The following is a 24,451-nucleotide window of genomic DNA, read 5'->3' on the forward strand; positions in this document are numbered from 1 at the left end:
AACGGCCCGCGGCTTCATGGGGAAGCCGGAGCCTTCACGCTCAGGAGGAGCATGCCGACCACGGCAACCGCCACCACACGGCGCAAGAAGACGTCCCGTCGAGATGACGAGGCACCCCTCATCCCGATCCTCGCGCGCAAGGTGCGCGAGATCGAGGCGAAGTCGCAGCGAGGGAAGCTCGGCCCGACCAATCGGGTGAAGTTCCAGGTGATCGCGTTCCTGGTGCGTGAGGAGCGCGCCCGAGTGAAGGCGGACGCCGAGATCGGTGATCCTGCACGCGCTGAGCTGCTGAAGCGGCTCGACGGTGTGGCCACGATCCTCGCCAAGACGGCTGCACGCGATACCTCGCTCATCCAGTTGCTCGAGGCCGACCAGGCGACGTCGCCGGTGGCCAAGCGCATGCGACGCGACTGGCTGCTCGAATCCGGCGCGGAGCTGGCTCCCGAAGAGCTGATCATCGCCGATGCCGCACCTGTCCAGATCTCCACGATCCCCGCGGCCATCGCCGAGCGACAGGTGACCCCGCCCTCGGTCGAGTCCCGGCAGCTGGCGAACCCGTTCCTCGCTCCCGACCTGACGCCGCGACCTGCCGCGACCCCGCGCCGCCGCCTCGACGGCTGGGAGCTCATGGGCCCGCTGTACAAGGCTTTCGAGACCGGCGCCGGCGGATCCGCTGCGTCTATGGATCTGCCACCCGCGCCGGAGTACGACCACATCTCGCCCAAGGGCCTCGAGGTCATGGTGCATCAGTCGCGATTCCTCGAGGCGGTGAAGGCGGGCCACCGCAGCTTCCTCCTCGCCGATGAGCCTGGCCTCGGCAAGACGGCGCAGTCAGTGCTCGCCGCATCCGTCGCCGGCGCCTATCCGCTGCTGGTCGTGGTGCCCAATGTCGTGAAGATGAACTGGGCGCGCGAGGTCGAGCGGTGGACACCGCAGCGGCGTGCCACGGTCATCCAGGGCGATGGCACCGACATCGACGCATTCGCCGACGTGTTCATCGTGAACTACGAGATCCTCGACCGGCACATGTCGTGGTTGGCCTCGATCGGTCTGCGCGGAATGGTTGTCGACGAGGCGCACTTCATCAAGAACCTCTCCTCGCAGCGTTCACAGAACGTGCTGTCGCTCGCCGCGCAGGTTCGTGAGCGCACCCCGGGACACGATCCGCTCATGCTCGCTCTCACGGGTACCCCGCTGATCAACGACGTCGAGGACTTCGACGCGATCTGGCGCTTCCTGGGGTGGACCACGGGGGAGAAGCCGGGTCCCGAGCTGATGGAGAAGCTGGATGCGACCGGGTTCACCCCGGCCGACAAGGCGTTCTACCCCGAAGCCCGCGACGCGGTCATCTCGATGGGCATCGTCCGCCGTAAGAAGAAGGACGTCGCCGCCGACCTGCCGGACAAGCTGATCGCCGATCTGCCGGTGCAGCTCGACGACGAGTTCGGACGCAGCATCCGTCAGGCCGAGCGCGAGCTGGGGGAGCGGCTCGCCGCTCGCTACCGCCGCATCATCGAGGCCCGTGGCGACCGTGGGTTGGCCCCCGGAGAGATCGACGAGGACATCGTGCGTCTCGTCGCCCAGAACGAGCTCGAGGAGTCGAAGGCCGCCGGCACCGGGGGAGACAACGTCTTCACCATGGTCCGTCGCATCGGTCAGGCCAAAGCGCCGCTGGCCGCGGACTACGCCGCCCAGTTGCAGCGCTCGGTCGGCAAGGTCGTCTTCTTCGCGAAGCACATCGACGTGATGGACCAGGCCGAGGCGCACTTCGCCGCCGCGGGCATCCGGTCGGTGTCGATCCGAGGCGACCAGACCTCGACGACACGTCAACAGGCGATCGACGACTTCAACAGCGATCCCGCGGTGGGCATCGCCGTCTGCTCGCTCACCGCTGCCGGCGTGGGGCTCAACCTGCAGGCGGCGTCGAACGTCGTGCTCGCCGAACTGTCGTGGACCGCTGCCGAGCAGACGCAGGCGATCGACCGCGTGCACCGCATCGGTCAGGACGAGCCGGTCACCGCGTGGCGGATCATCGCCGCGCATACGATCGACACCAAGATCGCGGAGCTGATCGATCAGAAGCAAGGCCTCGCAGCTCGCGCGCTCGACGGCGAGGCTGTCGAGGAGTCGGCCGCGGAGCCCGTGCAGCTGGCGGCGCTCATGCACCTGCTTCGTCAGGCCCTGGGCTCGGCTTGAGCGTGAAGAACACCGGTTCTTAAGGCTGGTTTCCCCTCTCCGGCGACCGGAATCGGGAAGTTCATCGATATCGGCGAATCCCGTTGTCAAGATCGACGGTTTTCGTCGGCATCGAATGGCGCGGGGGGAGCCGGGGCGCTAGTGTCGATCGAAGGCAGCGTCGCCTATTTCCCCCATATCTCCCGAACGTCTGTAGGCACCAGCATGAAGATCGGCATCCTGACGAGCGGCGGCGACTGCCCCGGCCTCAACGCGGTCATCCGCGGCATCGTGCTCAAGGGCACCACCACGTACGACCTGGAGTTCGTCGGCATCCGCGACGGATGGCGAGGGCTGGTCGACGGCGACTTCATGCCTCTCACGCGCCACGAGGTGAAGGGCCTGTCCAAGGTCGGCGGCACGATCCTCGGCACCAGCCGCACGAACCCCTACGAGGGCGAGCGCGGGGGAGCCGAGAACATCGCCAAGACCCTCTACGGGCACAAGATCGACGGCATCATCGCGATCGGCGGCGAGGGCACTCTTGCCGCGGCCGACCGTCTCGCGAAGGACGGGATCAAGGTCATCGGCGTCCCCAAGACGATCGACAACGACCTGCAGGCGACGGACTACTCGTTCGGCTTCGACACGGCCGTGAACATCGCCACGGACGCGATGGACAGGCTTCGCACCACCGGCGACTCGCACCAGCGGTGCATGGTCGCCGAGGTCATGGGACGCCACGTGGGCTGGATCGCCCTGCACGCCGGGATGGCTGCCGGGGCACACGTGATCTGCATCCCCGAGGTGCCGATGTCGATCGTCGACATCACCGAGCTCGTGACCAGCGCCCACGACCGTGGCCGCGCGCCGCTGGTCGTCGTCTCCGAGGGCTTCAAGCTCCTCGGCATGGACGAGGCTTACAGCGACAAGGGCCTCGACGCCTTCAACCGGCCGCGGCTGGGTGGTATCGGCGATCTGCTCGCTCCCGAGATCGAGCGCATCACGGGGATCGAGACGCGCGCCACGATCCTCGGCCACATCCAGCGGGGCGGGTCTCCTTCCGCATTCGACCGTGTGCTGGCGACGCGTCTCGGCCTCCACGCCGCGGACGCGCTCGTCGACGGAGCCTGGGGTCAGATGGTCGCGATGCAGGGCACCGACATCGTGCGGGTCCCGTTCGCCGACGCGCTCGGGGAGCTGAACACGGTTCCGCGCTACCGCTACGACGAGGCCGCTGCGCTCTTCGGCTGAGACTTCTCGCGCGGCGCTCTGCTCGCCGGTTCAGGCAATCCCGCGCGAACAGGCAGTTTCGCGGCTCAGATGCCTGATTCCGCCCGTTTGCATGATCTCGCGGGCATTCAGGCGTGCGCGCGACGGCAATGCAGACCCTGCGCCATCGCGGTCAGCACCGTCTGTTCGACGTAGCGGGCGTCGTTCATCACCTGGTGCACGTCGAATCGGAGGATCGTGTAGCCGCGGAGCACCAGCCGCGCATCGGCGCGGATGTCACGGCGGCGATCCTTCGGCGTGCTGTGATGCGCGAACCCGTCGATCTGGATGCCGAGGCGGTCGCCGATCATCCCGTCCATCGGGTGTCCGTCGACCCAGACCTGCTGGCGCACGACGACGCCGATCCCGCGCATCAGGGAGACGAAGGTGGTCTCCGGCCCCGAGTCCGAGCGATCGCCGACGAGCACGGCGATACGGGATGCCGCCGTCGAGCGCCACGTGACGCGCTCGAGGACATCGACGTCGACCCCGCCGCGGCGCACCGCGGACTCCCAGACCATCAGGGCATCCGGTTCGGGCAGACACCGGGCGATCTGGAAGAGGACGTTGATTGCAGGCTCCTCCGTCGAGCGCGGATGCACGGGAACGGGACCCTGGCTGCGGTGGACGAGGATGCCGGATGAATCGAACCGCGATGCGCTGTGCGCGAGTGCGACGTGCACGGCATCCGTCTTCAGCTCCCACCAGCCGTGGAGACTCGCCGCGCTCGCGCAGGTCACGCGTCCGCCGACCTTCGCAGCCGCGACACGCCTCGGGTCGCATTCGGGGGTGAGGAGCCAGGATCGGCGCACACGCCTAAGCCGTCCGTCCTCCACTGCTCGCGACACCGCGTGATCGGTGAAACCGGCACGGCGGAGGGCGGAGGAGTGCGCGGCGCCGTTCTGCGCGCGCACCCATTCCGCAGCTGTCAGATCAGGCATGAGGTCAGCTTGCCCGTGCCGGCGGGCGTGGCGGAGCCGCAGTCCCCGCGCTGGGGGAGAGACGTCCCCGCGCGCCAATCTGTGGAGAGGGCGTCGCGCGCGCCGGCGGCAGAGCCGAGACAGGCGATCGTGCCGAAACAGGCAATTTCGGGCGGGGGTTGCCTGATTCGGCGGGATCGCCTGATGCGGCCGCGTCGAATCAGGCCTCGGTGAGTCCGAGCGTGTCGAGCAGCCACGCGAGCTCGAACGCACGCTCGCGCCACGAGTTGTAACGGCCGCTCACGCCGCCGTGCCCTGCGACCATCTCGCACTTGAGCAGCACGTCGGAGGCACCAGCCTCCCGCAGACGTGCGACCCACTTCGCCGGTTCCACGTAGAGAACGCGGGTGTCATTGAGCGATGTCACCGCGAGGATGCGCGGGTAGCGGATGCCGTCGCGCACGTTCTCGTACGGGGAGTACGACTTCATGTACTCGTAGACGTCGGCGTCGTGGAGAGGGTCGCCCCACTCGTCCCACTCGATGACGGTCAGCGGCAGCGAGGGATCGAGGATCGTCGTGAGTGCGTCCACGAACGGCACGCCGGCGAGGACGCCCGCGAAGAGCTCGGGCGCGAGGTTGGTCACGGCACCCATCAGCAGTCCGCCGGCGCTGCCGCCCTCGGCCACCATCCGGCTCGGCGAGGTCACGCCGGTCGCGACCAGGTGCTCGCCGCACGACACGAAGTCCGTGAAGGTGTTGCGCTTGTTGAGCAGCTTGCCGTCTTCGTACCACTGGCGGCCCATCTCGCCGCCGCCGCGCACGTGAGCGACCGCGAAGATCACGCCACGATCGAGCTCCGAGAGTCGCGCGACCGAGAACCCGGGGTCGATCGAGTGCTCGTAGGAGCCGTAGCCGTAGAGATGCACGGGACGTGCTTGCGCACCCGGCTCTCCGAATGACCGCTTCCACACGAGAGAGATCGGCACCTGCACCCCGTCGGAGGCCGTCGCCCACTCCCGCCGCTGGCCGTACTGTTCGGGGTCGTAGCCGCCGAGGACGGTGACCTGCTTGCGCAGCAGCAGCTCGCGGCTGGCGAGGTCGAGATCGTACACCGTGCCGGGCGTGACGAAGGATGTGTATCCGAGTCGCAGGAAGGGGGAGTGCCACTCCGGGTTCCCGCTCACCCCGGCCGAGTACAGCGGCTCGTCGAAGGGGATCTCGTCGACCTTATCCGTGGCGTAGTCGAGCAGTCCGACACGCTCGAGACCTTCGCTGCGGTACTCGATCGTGGCGAAGTCGCGGAACGCATCCATGCCCAGCAGACGTCGGCCTGCTTCGTGGGCGATCACCCGGTGCCGCTCGCCCTGAGGGTCGGACGCCGCCACCGAGACGAGTTCGAAGTCGAGGGCTCCGTCGTTGTGCAGGATGAAGAGCCGGTCCTCGCCGTCCACCACGGCGTGATCGATCGAGTACTCCACTCCTTCCCGGCGCGGCCAGACCAGGCGGGGTGCCGCGGTCAGGTCGCCGGTCAGGTCGACGAGGTACTCCTCGCTCGTGATGCTCGAACCGACCCCGATCACGAGGTAGCGCCGGCTGCGCGTGATCCCTGCGCCGAGCCAGAACTTCTCGTCGGGTTCGTGGAACAGCTGCACGTCGTCGGTGATCGGAGTGCCGAGACGGTGGAGCCAGAGCGTGTCCGGACGCCACGCCTCATCCCGGGTCGTGTAGAGGACGCCGGTGCCGTCCGGAGTGAAGAACGCGCCGCCGGTGTTCGGGATCTCGTCCTCGAGGGTGTCGCCCGAGACGAGGTCGCGCACGTGCACCGTGTACAGCTCGTCCCCCTCGAAGTCGGTCGACCAGAGCAGTTTCGTCGCGTCGTCCGACGTGTCGAACGCCCCGAGCGAGAAGAACTCGTGCCCCTCGGCCTCGACGTTCCCGTCGAGCAGGATCACCTCACCGGGAACCGGCACGCCGGCCTCGAGCGTGGGGGGAGTCCAGTCGTCGTGTTCCGCGGCAGCCCGGCAGTGGATGCCGTACTGGGCGCCTTCCTCGGTGCGGCTGTAGTACCACCAGTCGCCGCGCCGGGTGGGCACCGACAGGTCGGTCTCCTGCACCCGGCTCTTGATCTCCTCGAAGAGTCGCTCGCGGAGATCGGCCAGGTGCGCCGTCTCGGCGTCGGTGTGGGCGTTCTCCGCCTCGAGATGCGCGATGACCTCTGCGGAGTCCTTCGCGCGCATCCACTCGTACGGGTCGTCGAACGTGTCACCGTGGTGCGTGCGAAGTGCGGAGCGGCGGGCAGCGAGAGGAGCGTCAGTCACCGTCCCACGCTATCCCAGGTCGAGTTGACCGGCACGGGGGAGGGTGGGAGAATTCACCGGGGCCGGTTAACGGAAGTCAAACCCACGGTGAACTCTTCGTTCGTCACGTCGATCACGTCGACATCTCCTTCTTCCTCAAACGACCGAAAGCGAACGGTGGAAACCGCAGCCCTCATCGTCGTGCTTGTCATCGCGCTGGCACTCTTCTTCGACTTCACCAACGGCTTTCACGACACGGCGAACGCCATGGCGACGCCGATCGCCACCGGTGCGCTCAAGCCCAAGACCGCCGTCCTCCTCGCCGCCGTCCTGAACCTGGTGGGTGCATTCCTGTCCACCGAGGTGTCCAAGACGATCTCCGGCGGCATCATCCGCGAGGACGCGATCATCTCTGCGGGAGCGGATCTGTTCCTCTCGCTGATCTTCGCGGGCCTCATCGGCGCCATCACGTGGAACATGCTGACCTGGCTCCTCGGGCTCCCGTCGAGCTCCTCGCACGCACTTTTCGGCGGCCTCATCGGCGCCACCCTGGTGGGCGCAGGTCTCGGCGGCATCGACTTCGGCATGGTGCTCTCGAAGATCGTGCTGCCGGCGCTCATCGCCCCTGTCACCGCGGGTCTCATCGCCTTCGCGGCGACGAAGATCGCCTACTCGGTCACGCGACGCTACGACGGCAAGCCCGACGGTCGCGACGGTTTCCGGTGGGGGCAGATCTTCACGTCCTCCCTGGTCGCCCTCGCGCACGGAACCAACGACGCGCAGAAGACGATGGGTGTGATCACCCTCGCCCTGATCACGATCGGCTGGCAGTCCGGCGTGCACCACGAACCGCAGCTCTGGGTGATCATCGCCTGTGCATTCACGATCGCACTCGGCACGTATCTCGGCGGCTGGCGCATCATCCGTACCCTGGGCAAGGGGCTCACCGACGTCAAGCCCGCGCAGGGCTTCGCAGCGGAGAGCTCGACGGCGGCGACCATCCTGGCCTCCAGCGCGCTCGGCTTCGCCCTCTCGACCACGCAGGTGGCGTCGGGTTCCGTCATCGGCTCCGGCCTCGGTCGCAGAGGCTCCACGGTCCGCTGGCGGACGGCGGGTCGAATCGGCATCGGATGGCTCCTCACCCTCCCCGCAGCGGGCGCCGTCGGCGCTCTGGCTGCTCTTCTGGTCGTCTGGCTCGGCAACTGGGGTGTGGCGATCGATGCGGTCATCGCCCTGGCCATCATCCTCGGGCTCTTCATGCGCTCGCGCCGCAACGCGGTCACGTCGGCGAATGCCATGAGTGACGTGGCCGAATCCGGCATGGCCATCGAACTGCCGGATACCCCGCCGCCGACGCGTCGCCAGCAGCGCATCCAGCAGGCCAAGGCGGAGGCGAAGGCCCGGGCCGAGGCCCGTGAGAAGGTCAAGGCTCAGGCGAAGAAGGACGCGCAGGCCAAGGCGAAGAAGAAGGCACAGGCCAAGGCGAGCGCCAAGGTCGATTCTTCCTCGAAGAACACGGACGCGATTCGGAACGGGGACTCGGAATGAACGTCGTCATCGATTGGATCGCGTTCCTCCAGGTGTTCCTCGCGGCGCTCATCGGCGCCGCCGCCATCGTCACCTTCTACGCCCTCGGTCTTCGTCTGCTGGTGCGCAGCGGTCGCGCACCGGTGGTGAGCCCTGCGGAGTTCACGGATGCCATCACCGTGATCACCGAGAAAGAGCTGAAGCGCGCGGAGAAGCAGGCGGCGAAGGCCGCGCGGAAGAGTCCGCTCACCGAGGGGCAGAAGCGGGTCGCACTCCTCGGCGCGTACGGCTGCTTCGCGCTGTGTGCCGCGGCCGTAATCGCCGGCATCCTGCTCCTCGTCATCGGACACTGATCCGGGCGCGGCGCCGGCACGTCGAGCGTCGGTGCGGAGGCCTAGGCTGTTGGCATGTCCGCAGGAACGGGGAGAACGTACGCCTTCGGCCGCCATGAGCCCGCAAGCCATGTGCTGATCCACGTCAGTGATCCGCACTTCCTCGCGGAGGGAGCCCGGCTCGGCGGCCGCTACGACGTCGAAGCGAACTTCGCCCGGACGCTGGACGCCATCCGATCCGTGCATCCGCACCCGTCGGCGATCGTCGTCACCGGCGACCTCGCCGATCTGGGCGAGCCAGACGCATACCGCCGGCTGAGAGCCGCGGTCGAGCCGGTGGCGGATGAGCTGGATGCTCCGCTCATCTGGGTCGCGGGCAACCACGACGAACGCCCGGCACTGCGGGCGGGACTGCTCGATGCGGAGCCGACCGAAGACCCGGTGACGGGTGTCTGGGACCTCGACGGTCTTCGTCTCATCGCCCTCGACACCAGCGTCCCCGGCTGGCATCACGGCGACGTCGATCAGGACCAGCTGTCCTGGCTCGCCGATGTGCTCTCGGACCCCGCTCCACACGGCACCATGCTCGCGATGCACCATCCACCGCTCCCGAGCCATCTGCCACTCTTCGACATCCTGGAGCTGCGCCATCAGGACGAGCTCGCCGCCGTCATCCGCGGAACAGATGTCCGCGGCATCCTCGCCGGGCATCTGCACTATTCGTCCCAGGGCACCTTCGCCGGCGTCCCGGTGAGCGTCGCATCGGCCACCTGCTACACGATGAACGTGGCGCGCCCGTCCGCCGAGGTGAACGGTATGGACGCGGCGCAGGCGTTCCAGCTCGTGCATGTGTATCCGGAGACGATCACGCACACGGTGGTGCCGGTGACCGAGGCTCCGACGGGAGACTACTTCTCCGAGGCCTGGCTGGAGCGGATGGCCGCCCTCACGCCGGAGGAGCGACTCGAGGCGTTCTCCCGCAAGCCCGGTTGGTGAGCGGCGTAGACTGGCAGCATCCCCCACCCTTCTCACCCGCCACGACCCACGAGGATGTGACATGGCTTCTGCCGCGCCTACCCCGACCCGCACCGAGACCGATTCGCTCGGGAGCATGGAGATTCCCGTCGACGCGTACTGGGGGATCCACACCGCCCGCGCCGACGCGAACTTCCCGATCACGAAACGGCCCATCTCGGTCTACCCCGACCTCGTGGTCGGCCTGGCCATGGTGAAGCAGGCGAGCGCGCGGGCGAATCGCGAGATCGGCGTGTTGGATCACGAGCGTGCCGACCTGATCGACCGTGCGGCGCAGCGCGTGATCGACGGCGAGTTCCACGAGCAGTTCACGGTAGGCGTCATCCAGGGCGGCGCCGGAACCTCGACCAACATGAACGCGAACGAGGTCATCACCAACATCGCGCTCGAGCTGGCCGGCCGCGACAAGGGGGACTACGCGTTCCTCTCGCCGATCGACCACACCAACCGCAGCCAGTCCACCAACGACGTCTACCCGACCGCCGTGAAGATCGGCCTGTCGCTGACGCTGCGCTCGCTGCTCGAGGAGCTCGACCTGCTGCGACTGTCGTTCCTCGGCAAGTCCCGCGAGTTCCACGACGTGCTGAAGGTCGGACGCACCCAGCTGCAGGACGCCGTGCCGATGACGCTCGGCCAGGAGTTCAACGGCTTCGCCACGACCCTCGGCTACGACCACACGCGGCTGACCGAGAACGCCTCGCTCATGTTCGAGATCAACATGGGCGCCACGGCGATCGGCACCGGCATCACCACGCACCCCGGCTACGCGCCCGCCGTGCTCAAGCACCTGCGTGAGATCACCTCGCTCGACCTCCGCACTGCCGGCGACCTGGTGGAGGCCACCAGCGACACCGGCTCGTTCATGTCGTTCTCCTCGACCCTCAAGCGCAACGCGATGAAGCTGTCGAAGATCTGCAACGACCTCCGTCTGCTCTCCTCCGGCCCGCAGGCGGGCTTCGGCGAGATCAACCTGCCGGCGATGCAGGCGGGTTCCAGCATCATGCCCGGCAAGGTGAACCCGGTCATCCCCGAGGTCGTGAATCAGGTGGCCTTCGCGGTCGCGGGTGCCGACATGACGGTGACGATGGCCGCCGAGGCGGGTCAGCTGCAGCTGAACGCGTTCGAGCCGGTCATCGCACACTCGATCTTCCAGTCGATCACGTGGATGCGCCAGGCGATGTGGACGCTGCGCGTCAACTGCGTCGACGGCATCACCGCCAACCGCGATCGTCTCGGCGCGATGGTCGGAGCATCGGTCGGCGTCATCACCGCCCTGACGCCCTTCATCGGATACGCGGCAGCCGCGGCGCTCGCGAAAACTGCGCTCCTGACGAACCGGAGCGTCGCGGACCTGGTCGTCGAGGCCGGTCTGATGTCGCGCGACGAGGTCGTCAAGCAGCTCTCGCCTGCGCGTCTGTCCGGACTCGAGACGATCACCGCGGCGATCCCGGTGATCTCGCCGGAGGACCGCATCGAGGTCTGACCGGCTGCGAACGCGAGAGGGGGATGGATGCCGCGGCATCCATCCCCCTCTTCGTGCGTAGAACTGCTCAGTCGATGATGCGGCAGTGCGTCGTGAGCTCGCCGATGCCGTCGATGCCGACGGTCACGGTGGAGTGATCGCGCAGGAAGATCTGCGGATCCCGCGAATAGCCGGCGCCGCCGGGGCTTCCGGTCGAGATGAGGGTTCCGGGCAGCAGCGTGAGGGACTGCGAGAGGTGCGCGATCAGTTTCGCGACGGAGCGCACCATCTGGTCCGTGCTGGCGTCCTGAACGGTGTGGCCGTCCACGACAGCCCAGATGTGCAGATCCTGCGGGTCGGCGACCTCATCGGCGGTCACGGCGAACGGTCCGGTCGGAGTGAAGCCGTCGAACGACTTGCAGCGCGACCACTGGGCCTCGGAGAACTGGATGTTCCTGGCGGTGATGTCGTTGACCACGGTGTAGCCCCAGACGTACGAGAGCGCATCCGCTTCGCTGACGTCTTTGGCGGGGGTGCCGATGAGCACACCGAGCTCGGCCTCGTAGTCGACCGCCTCGCTGAGGGACCGCGGCCACGACGTGGTCTGCTCGTGTCCCGTGAGCGAGTTCGGCCACAGCGTGAACACGGTCGGCGCGGCATCGGTCTTCAGGCCCAGCTCGCTGGAGTGCGCCGCATAGTTGAGTCCGACGGCGAGCACGGCAGGGGGAGCGATCACGGCGGAGGAGAACGCCCAGTCGCCCAGGGGATGGCGCACCGCGTCTCCTGCGGCCAGCGCAGCACGCAGTCGCTCGAGCAGGGCGTCTCCTCCCTCGATCAGCTGCTGCAGCGTGGCAGGGGGGTCGTTCAGGAGATCAGAGACGAGGATGGCGTCCGAGTCCTGCACCACCGCGAGAACGGCGCGGGGGGAGTCAGGACGGCGCAGGTGAGCGAACCGCATGGTTCTACGCTACCGGCTGGCGCACGGCGAGCGGGTGGAGGACTCAGCCATACCCGGGCCGCCTGGTTTGTTCCCCATAAGCTTTGGCTATGAGTTTCGGAGGACCCCCGCCGCCGCAGCAGCCCTCGCCGTACATGCCGCCGCCCTCGCGGCAGGCGTCGTATGCCTCACCCCTGGCGCAGCCGACGCCGTACACGCCTCCCGCGCCGGTCGCGCCGTCGCCGGCCGAGTCGCTGCCCGCGCTGCCCGTGCCGACACGCAAGGGACGCACGATCTCCCTCTGGCTCTTCGGTTTCCTCGGCTTCCTGCTGCTCGCTCTGGTGGGCTACTTCGGGTGGGCGCTCGGAGTGTTCGCCTCGGTCGTCGGGCTGGTGCTCGCCCTCATCCCCCTCACGGTCGTGTTCCTCGGCGTCCGGATGATCGACCGTTGGGAGCCCGAACCGAAGCGCCTCGTGTTCTTCGCGGTCGCCTGGGGTGCCGTCGCAGCTGCAGGGCTGACGCTTCTCGTCGACGTGGGGCTGACGATCCTCCTCGGCGTCACGTCCGATGCCTTCACGGCGGTCGTGCAGGCGCCGATCGTCGAAGAGTTCTGGAAGGGGCTCGGGATCTTCCTGATCTTCCTGCTCGCCCGGCGTGCGTTCGACGGCCCGGTGGATGGTGTCGTGTACGGAGCGCTCGTGGGTGCGGGGTTCGCCTTCACCGAGAACATCCAGTACTTCGCGCTCAGCCTGATCGAGGGAGGCGGCGAGCAGCTCACCGTCACATTCGCCGTGCGCGCGATCCTCTCGCCGTTCGCGCACGCCATGTTCACCGCGGTGACCGGCTTCGCCATCGGACTGGTCGCGCGTCGCCACGGATCCGCGAGTTCCGCGATCGGCGCCGGCCTGCTCGGAATGCTCGGAGCAGTTCTCCTGCACGCGCTCTGGAACGGTTCCGCGACCTTCGCGGACTTCTTCGGGCTGTACTTCACCCTGCAGGTGCCGCTCTTCATCGGCTTCATCCTCGGGATCGTCGCCCTCCGCCGCGAGGAGGCGCGCCTCACTCGTGCGCGGCTCGCCGAGTATGCGAATGCCGGTTGGTTCACGCCCGAAGAGGTCACGATGCTTGCCACACCGAGTGGACGCAAGGCCGGTCTCAACTGGGCACGAGGTCTTCGCGGCGACCGGCGACCGATCATGCAGGAGTTCATCAAGGACGCGACCGCGCTGGCCGCGGTCCGTCAGCGGGCGATCACGGGTCGCGACCCGCTCGCCGTCGAGGATGAGCGCGCGCTGCTGGTCCGCACTCGCGCCGCCAGGGCGGCCCTGCTGGCCTACTGACCTCCGCTCCGCGATACTCGTCGGGAGGAAGGCGGTCGCATGAGCACATTCGTCCTGATCCACGGTGGGGGAGACGTCGGGTGGTCCTGGCATCTCGTCGCCGCAGAACTCGTCGCGCGCGGACACGAGGTCGTCGCGCCCGATCTCCCCGCCGATGACGAGTGCCTCACTCTCGAGGACTACGCGGACTCCGTGGTGGCGGACGTGGGGCAGCGCGGCGATGTCGTCGTGGTCGGTCACTCGTTCGGGGCGTTCACGGCGCCCTTGGTCGCCGAGCGGCTGTCCGCCGACCTGCTCGTGCTGGTCGCGGGGATGATCCCTGCTCCGGGCGAGCCCCCGGAGCGGTGGTGGTCCGATTCCGGCTACCTCGCTGCCGCCGAAGCACAGGCGGCGGTCGACGGCGGGCTGACCGGCAACGACGACCCGTATGTGAGCTTCTACAACGACGTGCCGCGGGAGTTGGCGGACGAAGCCCTGCGGCGGGAGCGCGCCCATCCGTCCGCCGCGGCCATGGAAGCGCCGTGGCCGCGGAGGGACTGGCCGGCTGTGCCGACGCGATTCGTCGTGTTCACGGACGATCGCTTCTTCCCGCGGAGCTTTCTCCGCGAGCTCGCCCGAGAGCGTCTCGGGGTCGTCGCGGACGAAGTTCCGGGCGGGCACTGCGCGATGCTGAGCAGGCCGATCGAGGTCGCGGAACAGCTCGTCGGCTACCTCGAGTGACGAGGACGGAGCCTGCTGTGACAAGACTCAGCGCCCGGTGCTGCGGCGATGCCTGCGAGTCTCCCGGGCGCTGAGTTGATCTGTAATCAGGGTGCACCCGACCACGGAGGGTGTCAAGAGGCTGTTGTCGGTGCACCCTTTCGAAGTGTTCGCTGTGAGCAGGTGCAATCGTTGACCCCTCCCGCGGGCTCGGGTTTGATGGAGGCATGACTGATCGCACAAAGCCTGAGTTCGATGCCCCCAGCGCCCCCGCTCCCGCGGAGCTCGTCATCCGCGACATCATCGAGGGTGACGGAGCCGAGGCGAAGCCCGGTGACACCGTGACCGTCCACTACGCCGGTGTCGAGTTCGAATCCGGCGAGGAGTTCGACTCGTCCTGGGGCCGTGGTGAGACGATCCAGTTCCCGCTGCGCGGACTGATCCAGGGCTGGCAGGACGGCATCCCCGGGATGAAGGTCGGCGGACGCCGTGAGCTGATCATCCCGCCGCACCTGGCCTACGGCCCGGTCGGCGGCGGCCATTTCCTCTCCGGCAAGACGCTGATCTTCATCATCGATCTCGTCGCCGTCGGCTGAGTCCGGCCCGCACGCACAGACGCCCTTCCTCTTCGGAGGAGGGGCGTCTCTGCTGCATATCGGAAGAACATCCGCATTCAGGGGAATATATGCGAATGAATGTAAGTTGTCACAGAGGTCGCGGCGAACGCGGCCCCTGTCCGAAGCCGCATCAGCGGCAGATGTCTCCGGAGGAGAAACCATGACCAGCATCGACATTCCCGGCTACCGTCCCGGCACCTGGGTGCTCGACCCCTCGCACAGCGAGGTGACGTTCAGCGTCCGCCACATGATGATCTCCAAGGTGCGCGGCACCTTCGGCGTCAAGAACGCGACCCTGATCGCGCCCGAGAACCCGCTCGAGGCCAAGGTCGAGGCTTCTGTCGACGTCACCTCGGTCGACACGAACGACGAGGGCCGCGACGCCCACCTGCGCTCCGCGGACTTCTTCGACAGCGAGAACTTCCCGACGATGGAGTTCGTCTCCACCGGCGCGCGCGTCAAGGGCGACGAGCTCTTCGTCGACGGCGACCTCACCATCCGCGGCATCACCAAGCCGGTCAGCTTCGAGCTCGACTTCGGCGGCTTCGGCACCGACCCGTATGGCAACTACAAGGCGGGCGCTTCCGCGAAGACCGTCATCAACCGCGAGGACTTCGGTCTCACCTGGAACGCCGCACTCGAGACCGGTGGCGTGCTCGTGGGCAAGGACATCACGATCAACCTCGACCTGCAGGGCGCGCTGCAGCAGGACTGATCCCGTCAGGCGGTTCCTCGAACCCCGGGCCCGTCAGGGCTCGGGGTTCTCTGCGTCGTAGTCGTGGAAGCGGCGGTTGCGGCGCGAGAGCATCGCGACGAGGGCGATCACCAGGACCCCGCCGAGCAGCGGGGGGAACCACAGAGTGGTCAACGTGGCGAGCGTGCCGGCGTAGAGGGCTCCGACCCGCGGGCCACCGGCCACGACCACGACGAACAGGCCCTGCAGTCGTCCGCGCATCGCATCGGGCACCGCCGCCTGCATCATCGTGTTGCGGTAGATCGAGCTGACGTTGTCGGACGCGCCCGAGAGTGCGAGCGCCACGCAAGCGCCGACGATCAGGCCGATGTTCGGGGCGTCTTCGCCGGCGGGCGCGGAGAACGCCCCGATCAGCAGCACCACACCGAAGAGCAGGATCGATGCACCGTAGGCCTCGACAGCCCGCGCGATGCCGCGTCCGTGCCACCGGTACTGAACGACGCGGCCGGAGAACATGCTGGACGCGAAGGTTCCGACCGCGACGGCCGCCGTGAGGATTCCAGTCGTCACGGCACCACCGCCCAGGAGGACGGTGCCGAGGGCGGGGAAGAGCACGAGGGGCTGCCCGAACGTCATCGCGATGATGTCGATGATGTACTGCATCCGGATGTTGCCCGCCCTGCGCAGGAATCGCCAGCCGTCGACGAGCGACTCCAGCCCGGGGCGCACGATCTCGCCCTCCGGCCGCAGCACCGGGAGCGTCCACAGGCCGAGGAACATCGACAGCATCAGTACGACGTCGATCGTGTAGGTCCAGCCATAGCCGGTGAGGGCCACGAGCAAGCCGGCCAGCGCGGGTCCTGCCATGACCGTGAGGCCGAAGGCGACTCCGTTGAGTGCGGATGCCGCGGCCAGCTGCTCTCGGGGAATGAGGCGCGGCACGATCGCCGTGCGCGTGGCCATGCCCACAGAGTTCGCGGCGGAGTTGATCATGCTGAGTGCGTACAGCCACCAGATCGTCTCGGTGCCGGTCCAGGTGAGCGCGGCGAGCAGTGCGGTCGATGCGAACGTGATGGTCGCCGCGATCAGGGCCACCCGGCGCCGGTCGAAGGCGTCCGCGAGCATCCCGCCGTACAGCCCGGCGAGGATCATGGGGATGAGTCCGGCGACCGCGATCATCGAGACGGCGAACGTACTCTCGGTGAGCACGAACACATGCAGCATCACGGTGACGATCGTCAACTGGCCGCCGATGCCGGCGAGGGTCGATCCGATCCACATCCGCGCGAAGGCGGGACTGGTCTTGAGCGGAGCGAGGTCGATCAGGTGACCGCGTCGGCCGCTCACTCGTCGATCTTCTTCTGCACCGTTCGAGCCTAGTTGACCACGATCGGGCCTCGGCCTCGGCGTTGTCACGCGGGGGAGCCCTCGGCTGGTAGACTCTTCAGGTTGCCGTTCGATCGGCCGCGGATAAAGAGAGCCCTCGCATCAGGCGTCGGGCGCCGCGCAACAAGCAGAGAGGGGATCGAATCTATGGCACTGGAAGCAGACGTCAAGAAGGCGATCATCGAAGAGTACGCGACGCACCCCGGTGACACCGGATCCCCCGAGGTGCAGGTCGCAATGCTGACGCAGCGCATCAAGGACCTCACCGAGCACCTCAAGGAGCACAAGCACGACCACCACTCGCGTCGTGGTCTGTTCCTGCTCGTCGGTCAGCGCCGTCGCCTGCTGGGTTACCTGCAGGACATCGACATCAACCGCTACCGGTCGCTCATCGAGCGTCTCGGCCTGCGTCGATAAAGCAAGGCGATCCTGCGTTCAATCGCGCAGAACATTCTTGAGAAGGCCGCCCCACGGTGTGGGGCGGCCTTCGTCGTGCTCAGGGGCGGGCGGGCACCACTGACGGCACCTGCAGGTCGACCGGGCGGCAGCGGATCACGAACCCCACGACGAGGGCGAGCGCCGCGGCGCACACGATCATGAACACGAGGCTCGCCGTCCAGCCGGCGGTGAGGTCGTGCAGGACCCCGACGAGAAGACTCCCCGCGCCGGCGAAGGCGTAGCCGATGCCCTGCGCCACAGCTGACAGCACGCCCGCCGAGGCCTCGTTCGCGGCGAGCATCACGATGAGCGCGAGCGAGAGCCCGAACGTCGCGCTCTGCACGGCGCCGAGCACGACGGTGATCGCGATGTACGACTCGTCGCCGGAAGCGAGCCAGACGAACGCCGCCAGCATCACGATGCCGAGGCCCGGACCGAACCAGAGCAGCACGCGGCGGCGTCGAGCGAGGATCGGCGCGACGAGTGTCGGCACGAGGCCCGCGACGCTGGTCAGTGCGAGCAGCCAGCCGGCGGTCTGCGCGTCCACACCGCGATCTCCGAGGATGCGGGGGAGCCACGAGGCCACTGCGAAGAAGAGCATGGCCTGCAGGCCGAACATCGCGGTGATCAGTGCGACGGTCGGACGGGCCGACCGGGGCAACGTCATCCGAGACGAAGAGGGCGGAGGAGCATCCGAGCGCAGTGCCACGCCGACCATGGCGCCCGCGGCGATCAGAGCCGGCACGGCCCAGAGCCCGAGTGCCACGGCGGGCCCGCCGACCGCCTGGCTCAGCGGCACGGCGAGTCCCGCCCCGAGCGCGGCGCCTGCGCTGAACGACATGCTGCTCAGGCCGATCCAGAGTCCGCCCGCCCGAAGGGACTTCAGGTACTGCGGGAGCAGGGTCCCTGCAGCCATGATCGATACCCCGGCGAGGAAGGTCCCCGCGAGCATGCCCCCGGGAACGGCGACCCGCAGCGCGAGCGCCCCGGCGAGCGCCACCATGCTCCAGATCAGCGCCCTGGTCACGCCGAGACGGCGGGCGAGCAGCGGCCCGACCGGCGCACTGATCCCGAAGGCGATCACCGGCAGCGTCGCCAGGAGGTTCAGCTGCACCGGTGCGAGGTCGAACGCCGCCCTCGTCGGCTCGAGCAGAGCGGCGACCGAGGTGATCGCCGGACGCAGGTTGAGCCCGATCAGCAGGGCTGCGCCGAGCCCGACCGCGCGATCGCGGAACTCGCTGCCTCGACGCTCAGAGCGCGAGGACACGAAGGCCATCGGCGACCACACGGCCGTCGTGCATGACGAGTCGGTCGACTCCTCGGTCCATCACCGCGCTGGTGGGCGTCTCGCCGTCGACCAGGACCAGATCGGCCCGGTCGCCGACAGCCAGGCCTGGTCGGTCGTCGACCCCCTTGAGGCGCGGAGACGAGGCGGACATGATGCTCGCGCCACCCATCGTCGCGACGGCGAGAGCCATCTCGATGTGGTCGTCGCGGCGGAAACCGTTGGTGAAGGCCAGCTGCCAGGTGCGGTCGAGCATGTCTGTGTTGCCGTACGGGCTCCAATAGTCGCGCTGGCCATCCTGACCGAGCCCGATCCGCACTCCGGCCTCGACGAGCTGCACCAGCGAGAGCTGGTTGCTGGTCGACGGGGCGACCGTGGCCATCGAGATGTCGAGCTCGGCGAACTCCTCGATCAGACGACGGCTGGTGGCCTCGCTCACCGAACCGAGTTCGTACGCGTGCGACATCGTCACCTTGCCCTGCATGCCGAGCGCACGTGTTCGTTCCATCACGAGCTCGGTGCTGAACACCCCGAGCGCACCGGGTTCGTGCAGGTGGATGTCGACCTCGACCTGATACTTCTCGGCGAGACCGAACACGATGTCCAGGTGCTTGGCGGGGTCACGGTCGAGCTGTGACGGATCGATGCCGCCGATCACGTCCGCGCCCTGCTTGAGGGACTCCTCCAAGTACTCGACCGTCCCTTCTTCGCGAAGGATGCCGGCCTGGGGGAAGGTCATGACCTGGACGTCGGCGTGCGCGGCGAACTTCTCCTTCGCCGCGATCACCGCGTCGAACTTCTCGAGCTTGCAGTCGACGTCGACCTGCGCATAGGAGCGCACGCGGGTCGTGCCCCGCGCGATCATGCGCTCGAGGGTGCCGGCCACCCGCGTGGGAAGGTCGATCTCCGCGTTGCGCCAGTTCTCGCGGTCGTTCATCATCATGCCCCAGACCCCGGGAGCGCCGGTGTGCTCACGGAACGGCAGTCCGATCCGGGTCGAATCCAGGTGCACGTGCACGTCGCTGAAGGAGGGCAGCAGAAGCCGGCCACGTCCGTCGACGTCATTGCCGGACGCGGGCGCCTCTTCATGAGGGAGGATCCGGGTGATGCGCCCGTCCTCGATCAGGACATCGGAGGCGGAGCCGCCCCAGGGGCGCACGTCACGAATCAGCATGGACTTTCCTTTCTTCGGGGGAGCCGAGCCGCGACGCGAGGTCGGCGGCTTCAGCGAGATGATGGCACGCGGCGTCGCCGGTGGGAACCTGATCCACGCACTGCCGGCGCCTGTCTTCGTCGAGAAGGGGCAGCACCGGGCACCTCGTGCGGAACACGCACCCGCTGGGCGGGTTCGACGGATGGGGCAGGTCGCCGACGAGACGGATGCGCCGACTGCGATCGGCTGTGGGATCGGGGCTCGGAACGGAGGACAGCAGCGACTGCGTGTACGGGTGCTGTGGAGTGCCGAACACCGCGTCCCTGGTGCCGTGCTCCATGATGCGCCCGAGGTACATGACGGCGACCTCGTCGGCGAAGTGCTTGACGACCGACAGGTCGTGCGCGATGAACACGTAGGAGATGCCGGTGTCGGCCTGGATGTCCTGCAGCAGGTTGATGACCTGCGCCTGAACCGAGACGTCGAGGGCTGATACCGGCTCGTCGCAGACCACGACGTCGGGCTCCAGAGCGAGCGCCCTCGCGATGCCGACACGCTGCTTCTGTCCACCCGAGAACTCATGCGGGAATCGGTTGTAGTGCTCCGGCCGCAGGCCCACCCTGTCCATCAGAGCCGCGACGCGGTTCTTCATACCCTCCTTGGGGGTGATGCCCTGGGCCTGAAGGGGAGCCGCGATCGCCGCACCGACGCTCTGCCGCGGGTTCAACGACGAGGAGGGGTTCTGAAACACCATCTGCACGCGGCGCCGGAACTGCTGCAGGTCCGCTCCGCGTAACTGCGACACGTCGGCGCCGTCCAGCAGGATCCTCCCCGACGTGGGAGTGAGCAGGCGCATCAGCAGCCGTCCGGTGGTGGACTTGCCGCAGCCGGATTCACCGACCAAGCCCAGTGTCGATCCGCGTTCGAGCGTGAAGGAGACCCCGTCCACCGCTTTCACCTGCGAGGAACCGCGCAGGAACCCCTTGCTGACGCTGAAATGCTTGGCGAGGTTCTCGACGCTCAGCAGCGGTTCGCTCATCGGGCCACCTCCTGCAGATCGAGCGTGGGAGTCGTGACGTCGATGTCCGTCAGGTGGCAGCGGGCACGGTGGTCGGTGCCGACCACCGTGAGGCCGGGGCGCTCGGTGCGGCATCTGTCGTCCGGGACGAGCGCTGCGACGGGGCAGCGATCGGCGAAGAGGCAGCCCTGTGGGAGCTCGAGCAGCGAGGGCGGGAAGCCGGGGATGGGCGTGAGGCGCCCTGCTTCGTCGACCATCGAGGGCATGGATGCGAGCAGGCCCTGGGCGTAGGGGTGCGCGGTCCGGAAGAACAGGTCGTGCACGCCGGCCTCTTCCACGCACTGGCCGCCGTACATGACGACGACGCGCCGGCAGACCTCGGCGACGACGCCTAGATCGTGCGTGACGAAGATCACGGCGGAACCGGTCTCCGCCTGGAGCGATCCGATCAGATCGAGGATCTGCGCCTGCACCGTGACGTCGAGCGCCGTGGTCGGCTCGTCGGCGATCAGGAGCTCCGGTTCGCAGATGAGGGCCATCGCGATCATCGCCCGCTGCCGCATGCCGCCGGAGAACTCGTGAGGGTACGAGTCGTATCGTGCCACCGGGTCGGGGATGCCGACGCGGTTCAGCATCTCGATCGCCTGGGCCTTCGCGGCTTTCGCGCTCACTCGGTTGTGCACGCGATACGCCTCGGAGATCTGCCGACCCACGGTGTAGAACGGGTGCATGGCCGAGAGCGGATCCTGGAAGATCATCCCGATCTTGCGACCACGATACGGGCGCATCTCGCTCTCGCTGAGCGGCACCAGGTCCGTGCCGTCGAAGAGGACCTCTCCGGTGACCCGGGCGCTGGTGCCCTTGAGGAGCCCCATCAGGGTCTGACTGGTCACCGTCTTCCCGGAGCCGGACTCGCCGACGATGCCGACGGTCTCTCCGCGCTGCACGACGAGGTCCATGCCGTTCACGGCATTGACCAGACCGTCGTCGGTGGGGAAGGTCACCCGCAGATCGCGGATGTCGAGGATCGGCGTGGTCATCAGTTGACTCTCACTCTCGGGTCGACGCTCGCATACACGAGGTCGACGATGACGTTCGCGGTGATGATGAAGAAGGCGGCGAGCATCGTGATCGCCATGGTGACCGGCAGGTCTCCCGAGGTGGCTGCCCGCACCGCGGTGAACCCGAGACCCGGGACGGAGAAGATCTGCTCCGTCAGCACAGCACCGCCGAGCAGGGCGCCGATGTCCAGGCCCAGCATGGTGATGATCGGAGTGATGCCGGCGCGGACTCCGTGGGTCGTGATGCGTCCGGGACTCAGACCCTTCGCACGCGCCGTGCGCATGTAGTCCTCGCCGAAGGTCTCGATCATGTTGTTCCGCGTGATGCGGATGTACTGCGCACTGAAGAGGATGGCCAGCGCGACCCAGGGGAGCAGGTAGTTCGTGAACCACGCCCCAGGTCCGGCGGGGCCGAATGGGGAGGAGATCTGATTGCTCGTGAACGGCAGCCAGTGCAGTGCGCTCACGAACACGAGCAGGAGCAGCAGCCCGGTGACGGGGACGGGGAGCGAAACGCCCACGGATGCGGCGCCGACGATGATCTTGTCCGTCGCCCTGCCCTTGCGGAGCGCGGCGAGGAGTCCGAGGCCGACGCCGACCACGGTCCACAGCACGACAGCGCCGACGGCGATGGAGATCGTGTAGGGGAGCGCCCGGACGATGACGTCGGTGACGTTCTCGTTCGTCTGGAACGACTTGCCCAGGCAGGGCCAGGCGCACACCTGCTCGGCGCCGGGGGCTCCGATGAGCCGGTCGCTGAAGAATCCACTGAGGTAGGTGAAGTACTGCACCAGGAACGGCTTGTCCATGCCGAGAGCGACGCGCGCCTGGTCGATGCGGTCAGGGGTGCACTCCTGGCCACAGGCGGCTGCCGCAGGGTCTGCCGGGCCGATCTGGAACAGGGCGAACGTCACGAAGCTCACGACGAGCAGGAGGATGACCAGCGCGGTCACGCGGCGGACGATGAATCCGAACATTGCTGTCCCGTACGGGGCCGACCGACCAAGCGGTCGGCCCCGTCCTTTCCGGAGGTGTCGTGTCGGGCGTTACTGCTCGACGCCGATGGTGGACAGGTCGATGCTTCCGAAGAAGTACCCCACCTGGGCGTTGTGGATCTTCGAGCCCACGACGCTGTTGGTGAAGGTGCGGATGAGCGGCACCAGCGGGTAGGACTCCATCGCCTCGTTGTAGAGCTCTGCCCACTGGGTGTTCAGCTCTTCGGAGGTGCCGTTGGTGTTGCGCAGCTCGTACATGTCGCCGGAGAGCTTGTCGTCGTAGAAGCGGGAGATGTTGCTGAAGCCGTATGTGGTTCCGTCGAGGCTCGGCCCGATGTTGGGGTCGACCGTGGTCCGGGTGGATCCGGAGGCCGCACCACCGCACCAGCCGGCGCGGGCGATGTCGGGCATCTCGTCGCTGGCGAGCACCGTGTAGTAGTTCGCCGCCGGGATCGGCACGAGCTGCAGATCGATGCCGAGCTCGGTGAAGTTCTGCTGGAGCACGGTGCCGAGGTTCTTGTACCGGTCGATCGCGTTCGAGTAGCCGTACGTGAGCGAGGCCGGAACGTCCTTGCCCTCGAGCAGCTTCTTCGCGGCGTCGAGCTGAGGGGCGCCGTCGACGTCGAGGTCGGTGGCCTCGGCGACGTAACCGACCTGAGAGTCGTTCAGGTACGAGTTGGTGAGCTTGCCGAAGCGCGCACCACCGTACTGCACCTGGATCGCTGCGCGGTCCATCGCCAAGGCGAGCGCGTGGCGCACGTCGGGGTCGGTGATGGTCTCGGTGTTGAAGTTCAGCACGTCGGTGCAGCCGAGCAGTCCGGAAGCGGTGCGGTCGGCGACGGACGACTCGGTCAGTCGTGACGTGTCCGAGGCCTGCAGGGCGCCGTTCGAGTCGAGTGTGATCGCGGTCGGGTCGGCGTCGGAGATCAGCTGCTGGCTGATGGTCGCCTGCGCGGTCGAGAGGGAGAACGTGAAGGTGTCCGGGAGGGCGGTGCGGGTCTCATCGGTCGCGGGGTCCCAGGAGGGATTGCGCACGAGCTTCAGCTCCCGGCCGCGGTCGTAGCTGGAGATCATGTACGGGCCCGAAGAGATCGGGTGGTTCGTGTAGTCGAGCATCGTGTCCTTCGCCTGCGGGACCGGCGCCGTGTTGGAACGCGACACGAGTGCGGCGAAGTCGGGGTTCGGCTGCTTCAGATGGAAGATCACCGTCTTGTCGTCGGGGGTCTCGACGGCCGTCAGCTCGCCGCCGCCCGAGTACGGGCCCTTGTAGTCATCGGCGTCGAGAGCAGAGTTCAACTCCTGCGGCGCCTGGGTGAAGACGTCGCGTGCGAACGTGCGGGCGATGCCGTATTTGACGTCGGCGGCGGTGATGGGCGTGCCGTCCTCGTACTTCAACCCGTCCTTGAGGGTGTAGGTCCAGGTGAGGCCGTCCTCCGAGGCGGTGCCCGTGTCGGTCGCAAGATCGCCGACGATCGTGGGCGGCTCTCCGGCCGTCTCCTTCGCCATCGTGAGCGTGCGGTAGTAGAGCTGGCCGACGTTCGCGGTCTGCACGTAGTTGCTGTTGCCGGGGTCGAGGGTCATGAAGTCGCTCGACATCAGGACGTTGACGTTGCCGCCGGCCTCGTCGAAGCCCGGCTGCACGATGTGCGCGGCATACGGGTCCTTCGAGCCGGTGGGGGCGGATTGCCCGTTCTGTGCGGTGACGCTGGTGCAACCGGTGACGACCAGGGCGATGGCCACGGTCGCAGCGGCGAGCAGGGGACTGCGGTGTCTCATGACGCGTTCTCTTTCGGTGGGGGTCGGGAT

The 24,451-nt window shown here is 67.7% G+C and carries 21 protein-coding genes; 11 read left to right on the plus strand and 10 right to left on the minus strand.

Annotated elements, in window-relative coordinates; all coding sequences use genetic code 11:
• The first annotated feature begins 51 nt into the window (after positions 1 to 51).
• Both ACFC14_RS13000 and ACFC14_RS13005 read left to right on the plus strand, forming a co-directional pair.
• Entirely contained in the window at positions 52 to 2,196 is a 2,145-nt protein-coding gene (locus tag ACFC14_RS13000) for a DEAD/DEAH box helicase (protein ID WP_376105111.1), read from the plus strand.
• Between the two features lie 204 nt (positions 2,197 to 2,400).
• Entirely contained in the window at positions 2,401 to 3,429 is a 1,029-nt protein-coding gene (locus tag ACFC14_RS13005; protein WP_376105114.1) for a 6-phosphofructokinase, read from the plus strand.
• A 107-nt stretch (positions 3,430 to 3,536) separates the two neighbouring features.
• On the opposite strand, the gene ACFC14_RS13010 is transcribed toward ACFC14_RS13005, so the two are convergent.
• Positions 3,537 to 4,388: a DUF559 domain-containing protein gene (locus ACFC14_RS13010; RefSeq protein ID WP_376105117.1), complete on the minus strand. Its 852-nt coding sequence runs from the start codon at positions 4,386 to 4,388 to the stop codon at positions 3,537 to 3,539.
• A 199-nt stretch (positions 4,389 to 4,587) separates the two neighbouring features.
• A complete protein-coding gene (locus ACFC14_RS13015; RefSeq protein ID WP_376105120.1) occupies positions 4,588 to 6,687 on the minus strand; it encodes a S9 family peptidase in 2,100 nt (699 codons plus the stop codon).
• Between the two features lie 156 nt (positions 6,688 to 6,843).
• On the opposite strand from ACFC14_RS13015, the gene ACFC14_RS13020 reads away from it, so the two are divergent.
• The 4 genes from ACFC14_RS13020 to ACFC14_RS13035 all read left to right on the plus strand — a co-directional run bounded on the left by ACFC14_RS13020 (position 6,844) and on the right by ACFC14_RS13035 (position 11,043).
• Positions 6,844 to 8,214: an anion permease gene (locus tag ACFC14_RS13020; RefSeq protein WP_376105123.1), complete on the plus strand. Its 1,371-nt coding sequence runs from the start codon at positions 6,844 to 6,846 to the stop codon at positions 8,212 to 8,214.
• Complete coding sequence (locus tag ACFC14_RS13025; RefSeq protein WP_376105126.1) at positions 8,211 to 8,546, plus strand: peptidase; 336 nt, start codon at positions 8,211 to 8,213, stop codon at positions 8,544 to 8,546. The genes ACFC14_RS13020 and ACFC14_RS13025 overlap by 4 nt, the downstream gene beginning before the upstream one ends.
• Positions 8,547 to 8,600: 54 nt before the next feature.
• Positions 8,601 to 9,521 carry a phosphodiesterase gene (locus ACFC14_RS13030; RefSeq protein ID WP_376105129.1) on the plus strand — a complete coding sequence of 307 codons (921 nt, stop codon included), beginning with the start codon at positions 8,601 to 8,603 and terminating at the stop codon, positions 9,519 to 9,521.
• Between the two features lie 61 nt (positions 9,522 to 9,582).
• Positions 9,583 to 11,043 (plus strand): aspartate ammonia-lyase, encoded by a 1,461-nt coding sequence (locus ACFC14_RS13035; protein WP_376105132.1) that lies wholly within the window; start codon positions 9,583 to 9,585, stop codon positions 11,041 to 11,043.
• 67 nt (positions 11,044 to 11,110) lie between these two features.
• On the opposite strand, the gene ACFC14_RS13040 is transcribed toward ACFC14_RS13035, so the two are convergent.
• Positions 11,111 to 11,980, minus strand: a complete 870-nt coding sequence (locus tag ACFC14_RS13040; protein WP_376105135.1) for a fumarylacetoacetate hydrolase family protein — start codon at positions 11,978 to 11,980, stop codon at positions 11,111 to 11,113.
• Between the two features lie 89 nt (positions 11,981 to 12,069).
• Here ACFC14_RS13040 and ACFC14_RS13045 point away from each other — a divergent pair, with 89 nt between their 5' ends.
• From ACFC14_RS13045 to ACFC14_RS13060, 4 genes are all read left to right on the plus strand, one after another.
• Positions 12,070 to 13,299, plus strand: a complete 1,230-nt coding sequence (locus ACFC14_RS13045; protein ID WP_376105138.1) for a PrsW family intramembrane metalloprotease — start codon at positions 12,070 to 12,072, stop codon at positions 13,297 to 13,299.
• Between the two features lie 39 nt (positions 13,300 to 13,338).
• Complete coding sequence (locus ACFC14_RS13050) at positions 13,339 to 14,019, plus strand: alpha/beta fold hydrolase (protein WP_376105142.1); 681 nt, start codon at positions 13,339 to 13,341, stop codon at positions 14,017 to 14,019.
• Between the two features lie 206 nt (positions 14,020 to 14,225).
• Positions 14,226 to 14,594: an FKBP-type peptidyl-prolyl cis-trans isomerase gene (locus tag ACFC14_RS13055; RefSeq protein WP_136043684.1), complete on the plus strand. Its 369-nt coding sequence runs from the start codon at positions 14,226 to 14,228 to the stop codon at positions 14,592 to 14,594.
• A gap of 181 nt (positions 14,595 to 14,775) precedes the next feature.
• On the plus strand, positions 14,776 to 15,330 hold the full coding sequence (locus ACFC14_RS13060; RefSeq protein WP_376105145.1) for a YceI family protein: 555 nt from the start codon (positions 14,776 to 14,778) through the stop codon (positions 15,328 to 15,330).
• 33 nt (positions 15,331 to 15,363) lie between these two features.
• Here ACFC14_RS13060 and ACFC14_RS13065 read toward each other — a convergent pair whose 3' ends face one another.
• On the minus strand, positions 15,364 to 16,656 hold the full coding sequence (locus tag ACFC14_RS13065; RefSeq protein WP_376105148.1) for an MFS transporter: 1,293 nt from the start codon (positions 16,654 to 16,656) through the stop codon (positions 15,364 to 15,366).
• Between the two features lie 186 nt (positions 16,657 to 16,842).
• On the opposite strand from ACFC14_RS13065, the gene rpsO reads away from it, so the two are divergent.
• Positions 16,843 to 17,112: a 30S ribosomal protein S15 gene (rpsO, locus tag ACFC14_RS13070; protein ID WP_005048780.1), complete on the plus strand. Its 270-nt coding sequence runs from the start codon at positions 16,843 to 16,845 to the stop codon at positions 17,110 to 17,112.
• Between the two features lie 79 nt (positions 17,113 to 17,191).
• Here the strand turns inward: rpsO and ACFC14_RS13075 are convergent, their stop codons facing one another.
• The 6 genes from ACFC14_RS13075 to ACFC14_RS13100 form a co-directional block, all read right to left on the minus strand.
• Positions 17,192 to 18,400, minus strand: coding sequence for an MFS transporter (locus tag ACFC14_RS13075; protein ID WP_376105151.1), 1,209 nt, complete (start codon positions 18,398 to 18,400; stop codon positions 17,192 to 17,194).
• Positions 18,384 to 19,592 carry an amidohydrolase gene (locus ACFC14_RS13080; RefSeq protein WP_376105154.1) on the minus strand — a complete coding sequence of 403 codons (1,209 nt, stop codon included), beginning with the start codon at positions 19,590 to 19,592 and terminating at the stop codon, positions 18,384 to 18,386. Before ACFC14_RS13080 ends, ACFC14_RS13075 begins: the two co-directional genes overlap by 17 nt.
• Complete coding sequence (locus ACFC14_RS13085) at positions 19,579 to 20,610, minus strand: ABC transporter ATP-binding protein (RefSeq protein ID WP_376105157.1); 1,032 nt, start codon at positions 20,608 to 20,610, stop codon at positions 19,579 to 19,581. Before ACFC14_RS13085 ends, ACFC14_RS13080 begins: the two co-directional genes overlap by 14 nt.
• The gene (locus ACFC14_RS13090) at positions 20,607 to 21,629 is read right to left on the minus strand and encodes an ABC transporter ATP-binding protein (RefSeq protein WP_376105160.1); all 1,023 of its coding nucleotides are present in this window, start codon (positions 21,627 to 21,629) and stop codon (positions 20,607 to 20,609) included. Before ACFC14_RS13090 ends, ACFC14_RS13085 begins: the two co-directional genes overlap by 4 nt.
• Positions 21,629 to 22,627 carry an ABC transporter permease gene (locus ACFC14_RS13095; RefSeq protein ID WP_376105162.1) on the minus strand — a complete coding sequence of 333 codons (999 nt, stop codon included), beginning with the start codon at positions 22,625 to 22,627 and terminating at the stop codon, positions 21,629 to 21,631. The genes ACFC14_RS13090 and ACFC14_RS13095 overlap by 1 nt, the downstream gene beginning before the upstream one ends.
• A gap of 69 nt (positions 22,628 to 22,696) precedes the next feature.
• The gene (locus ACFC14_RS13100; RefSeq protein WP_376105165.1) at positions 22,697 to 24,421 is read right to left on the minus strand and encodes an ABC transporter substrate-binding protein; all 1,725 of its coding nucleotides are present in this window, start codon (positions 24,419 to 24,421) and stop codon (positions 22,697 to 22,699) included.
• Positions 24,422 to 24,451: the final 30 nt, after the last annotated feature.

The organism is Microbacterium sp. NPDC055988, assembly GCF_042269505.1.
Taxonomy (GTDB): Bacteria; Actinomycetota; Actinomycetes; order Actinomycetales; family Microbacteriaceae; genus Microbacterium.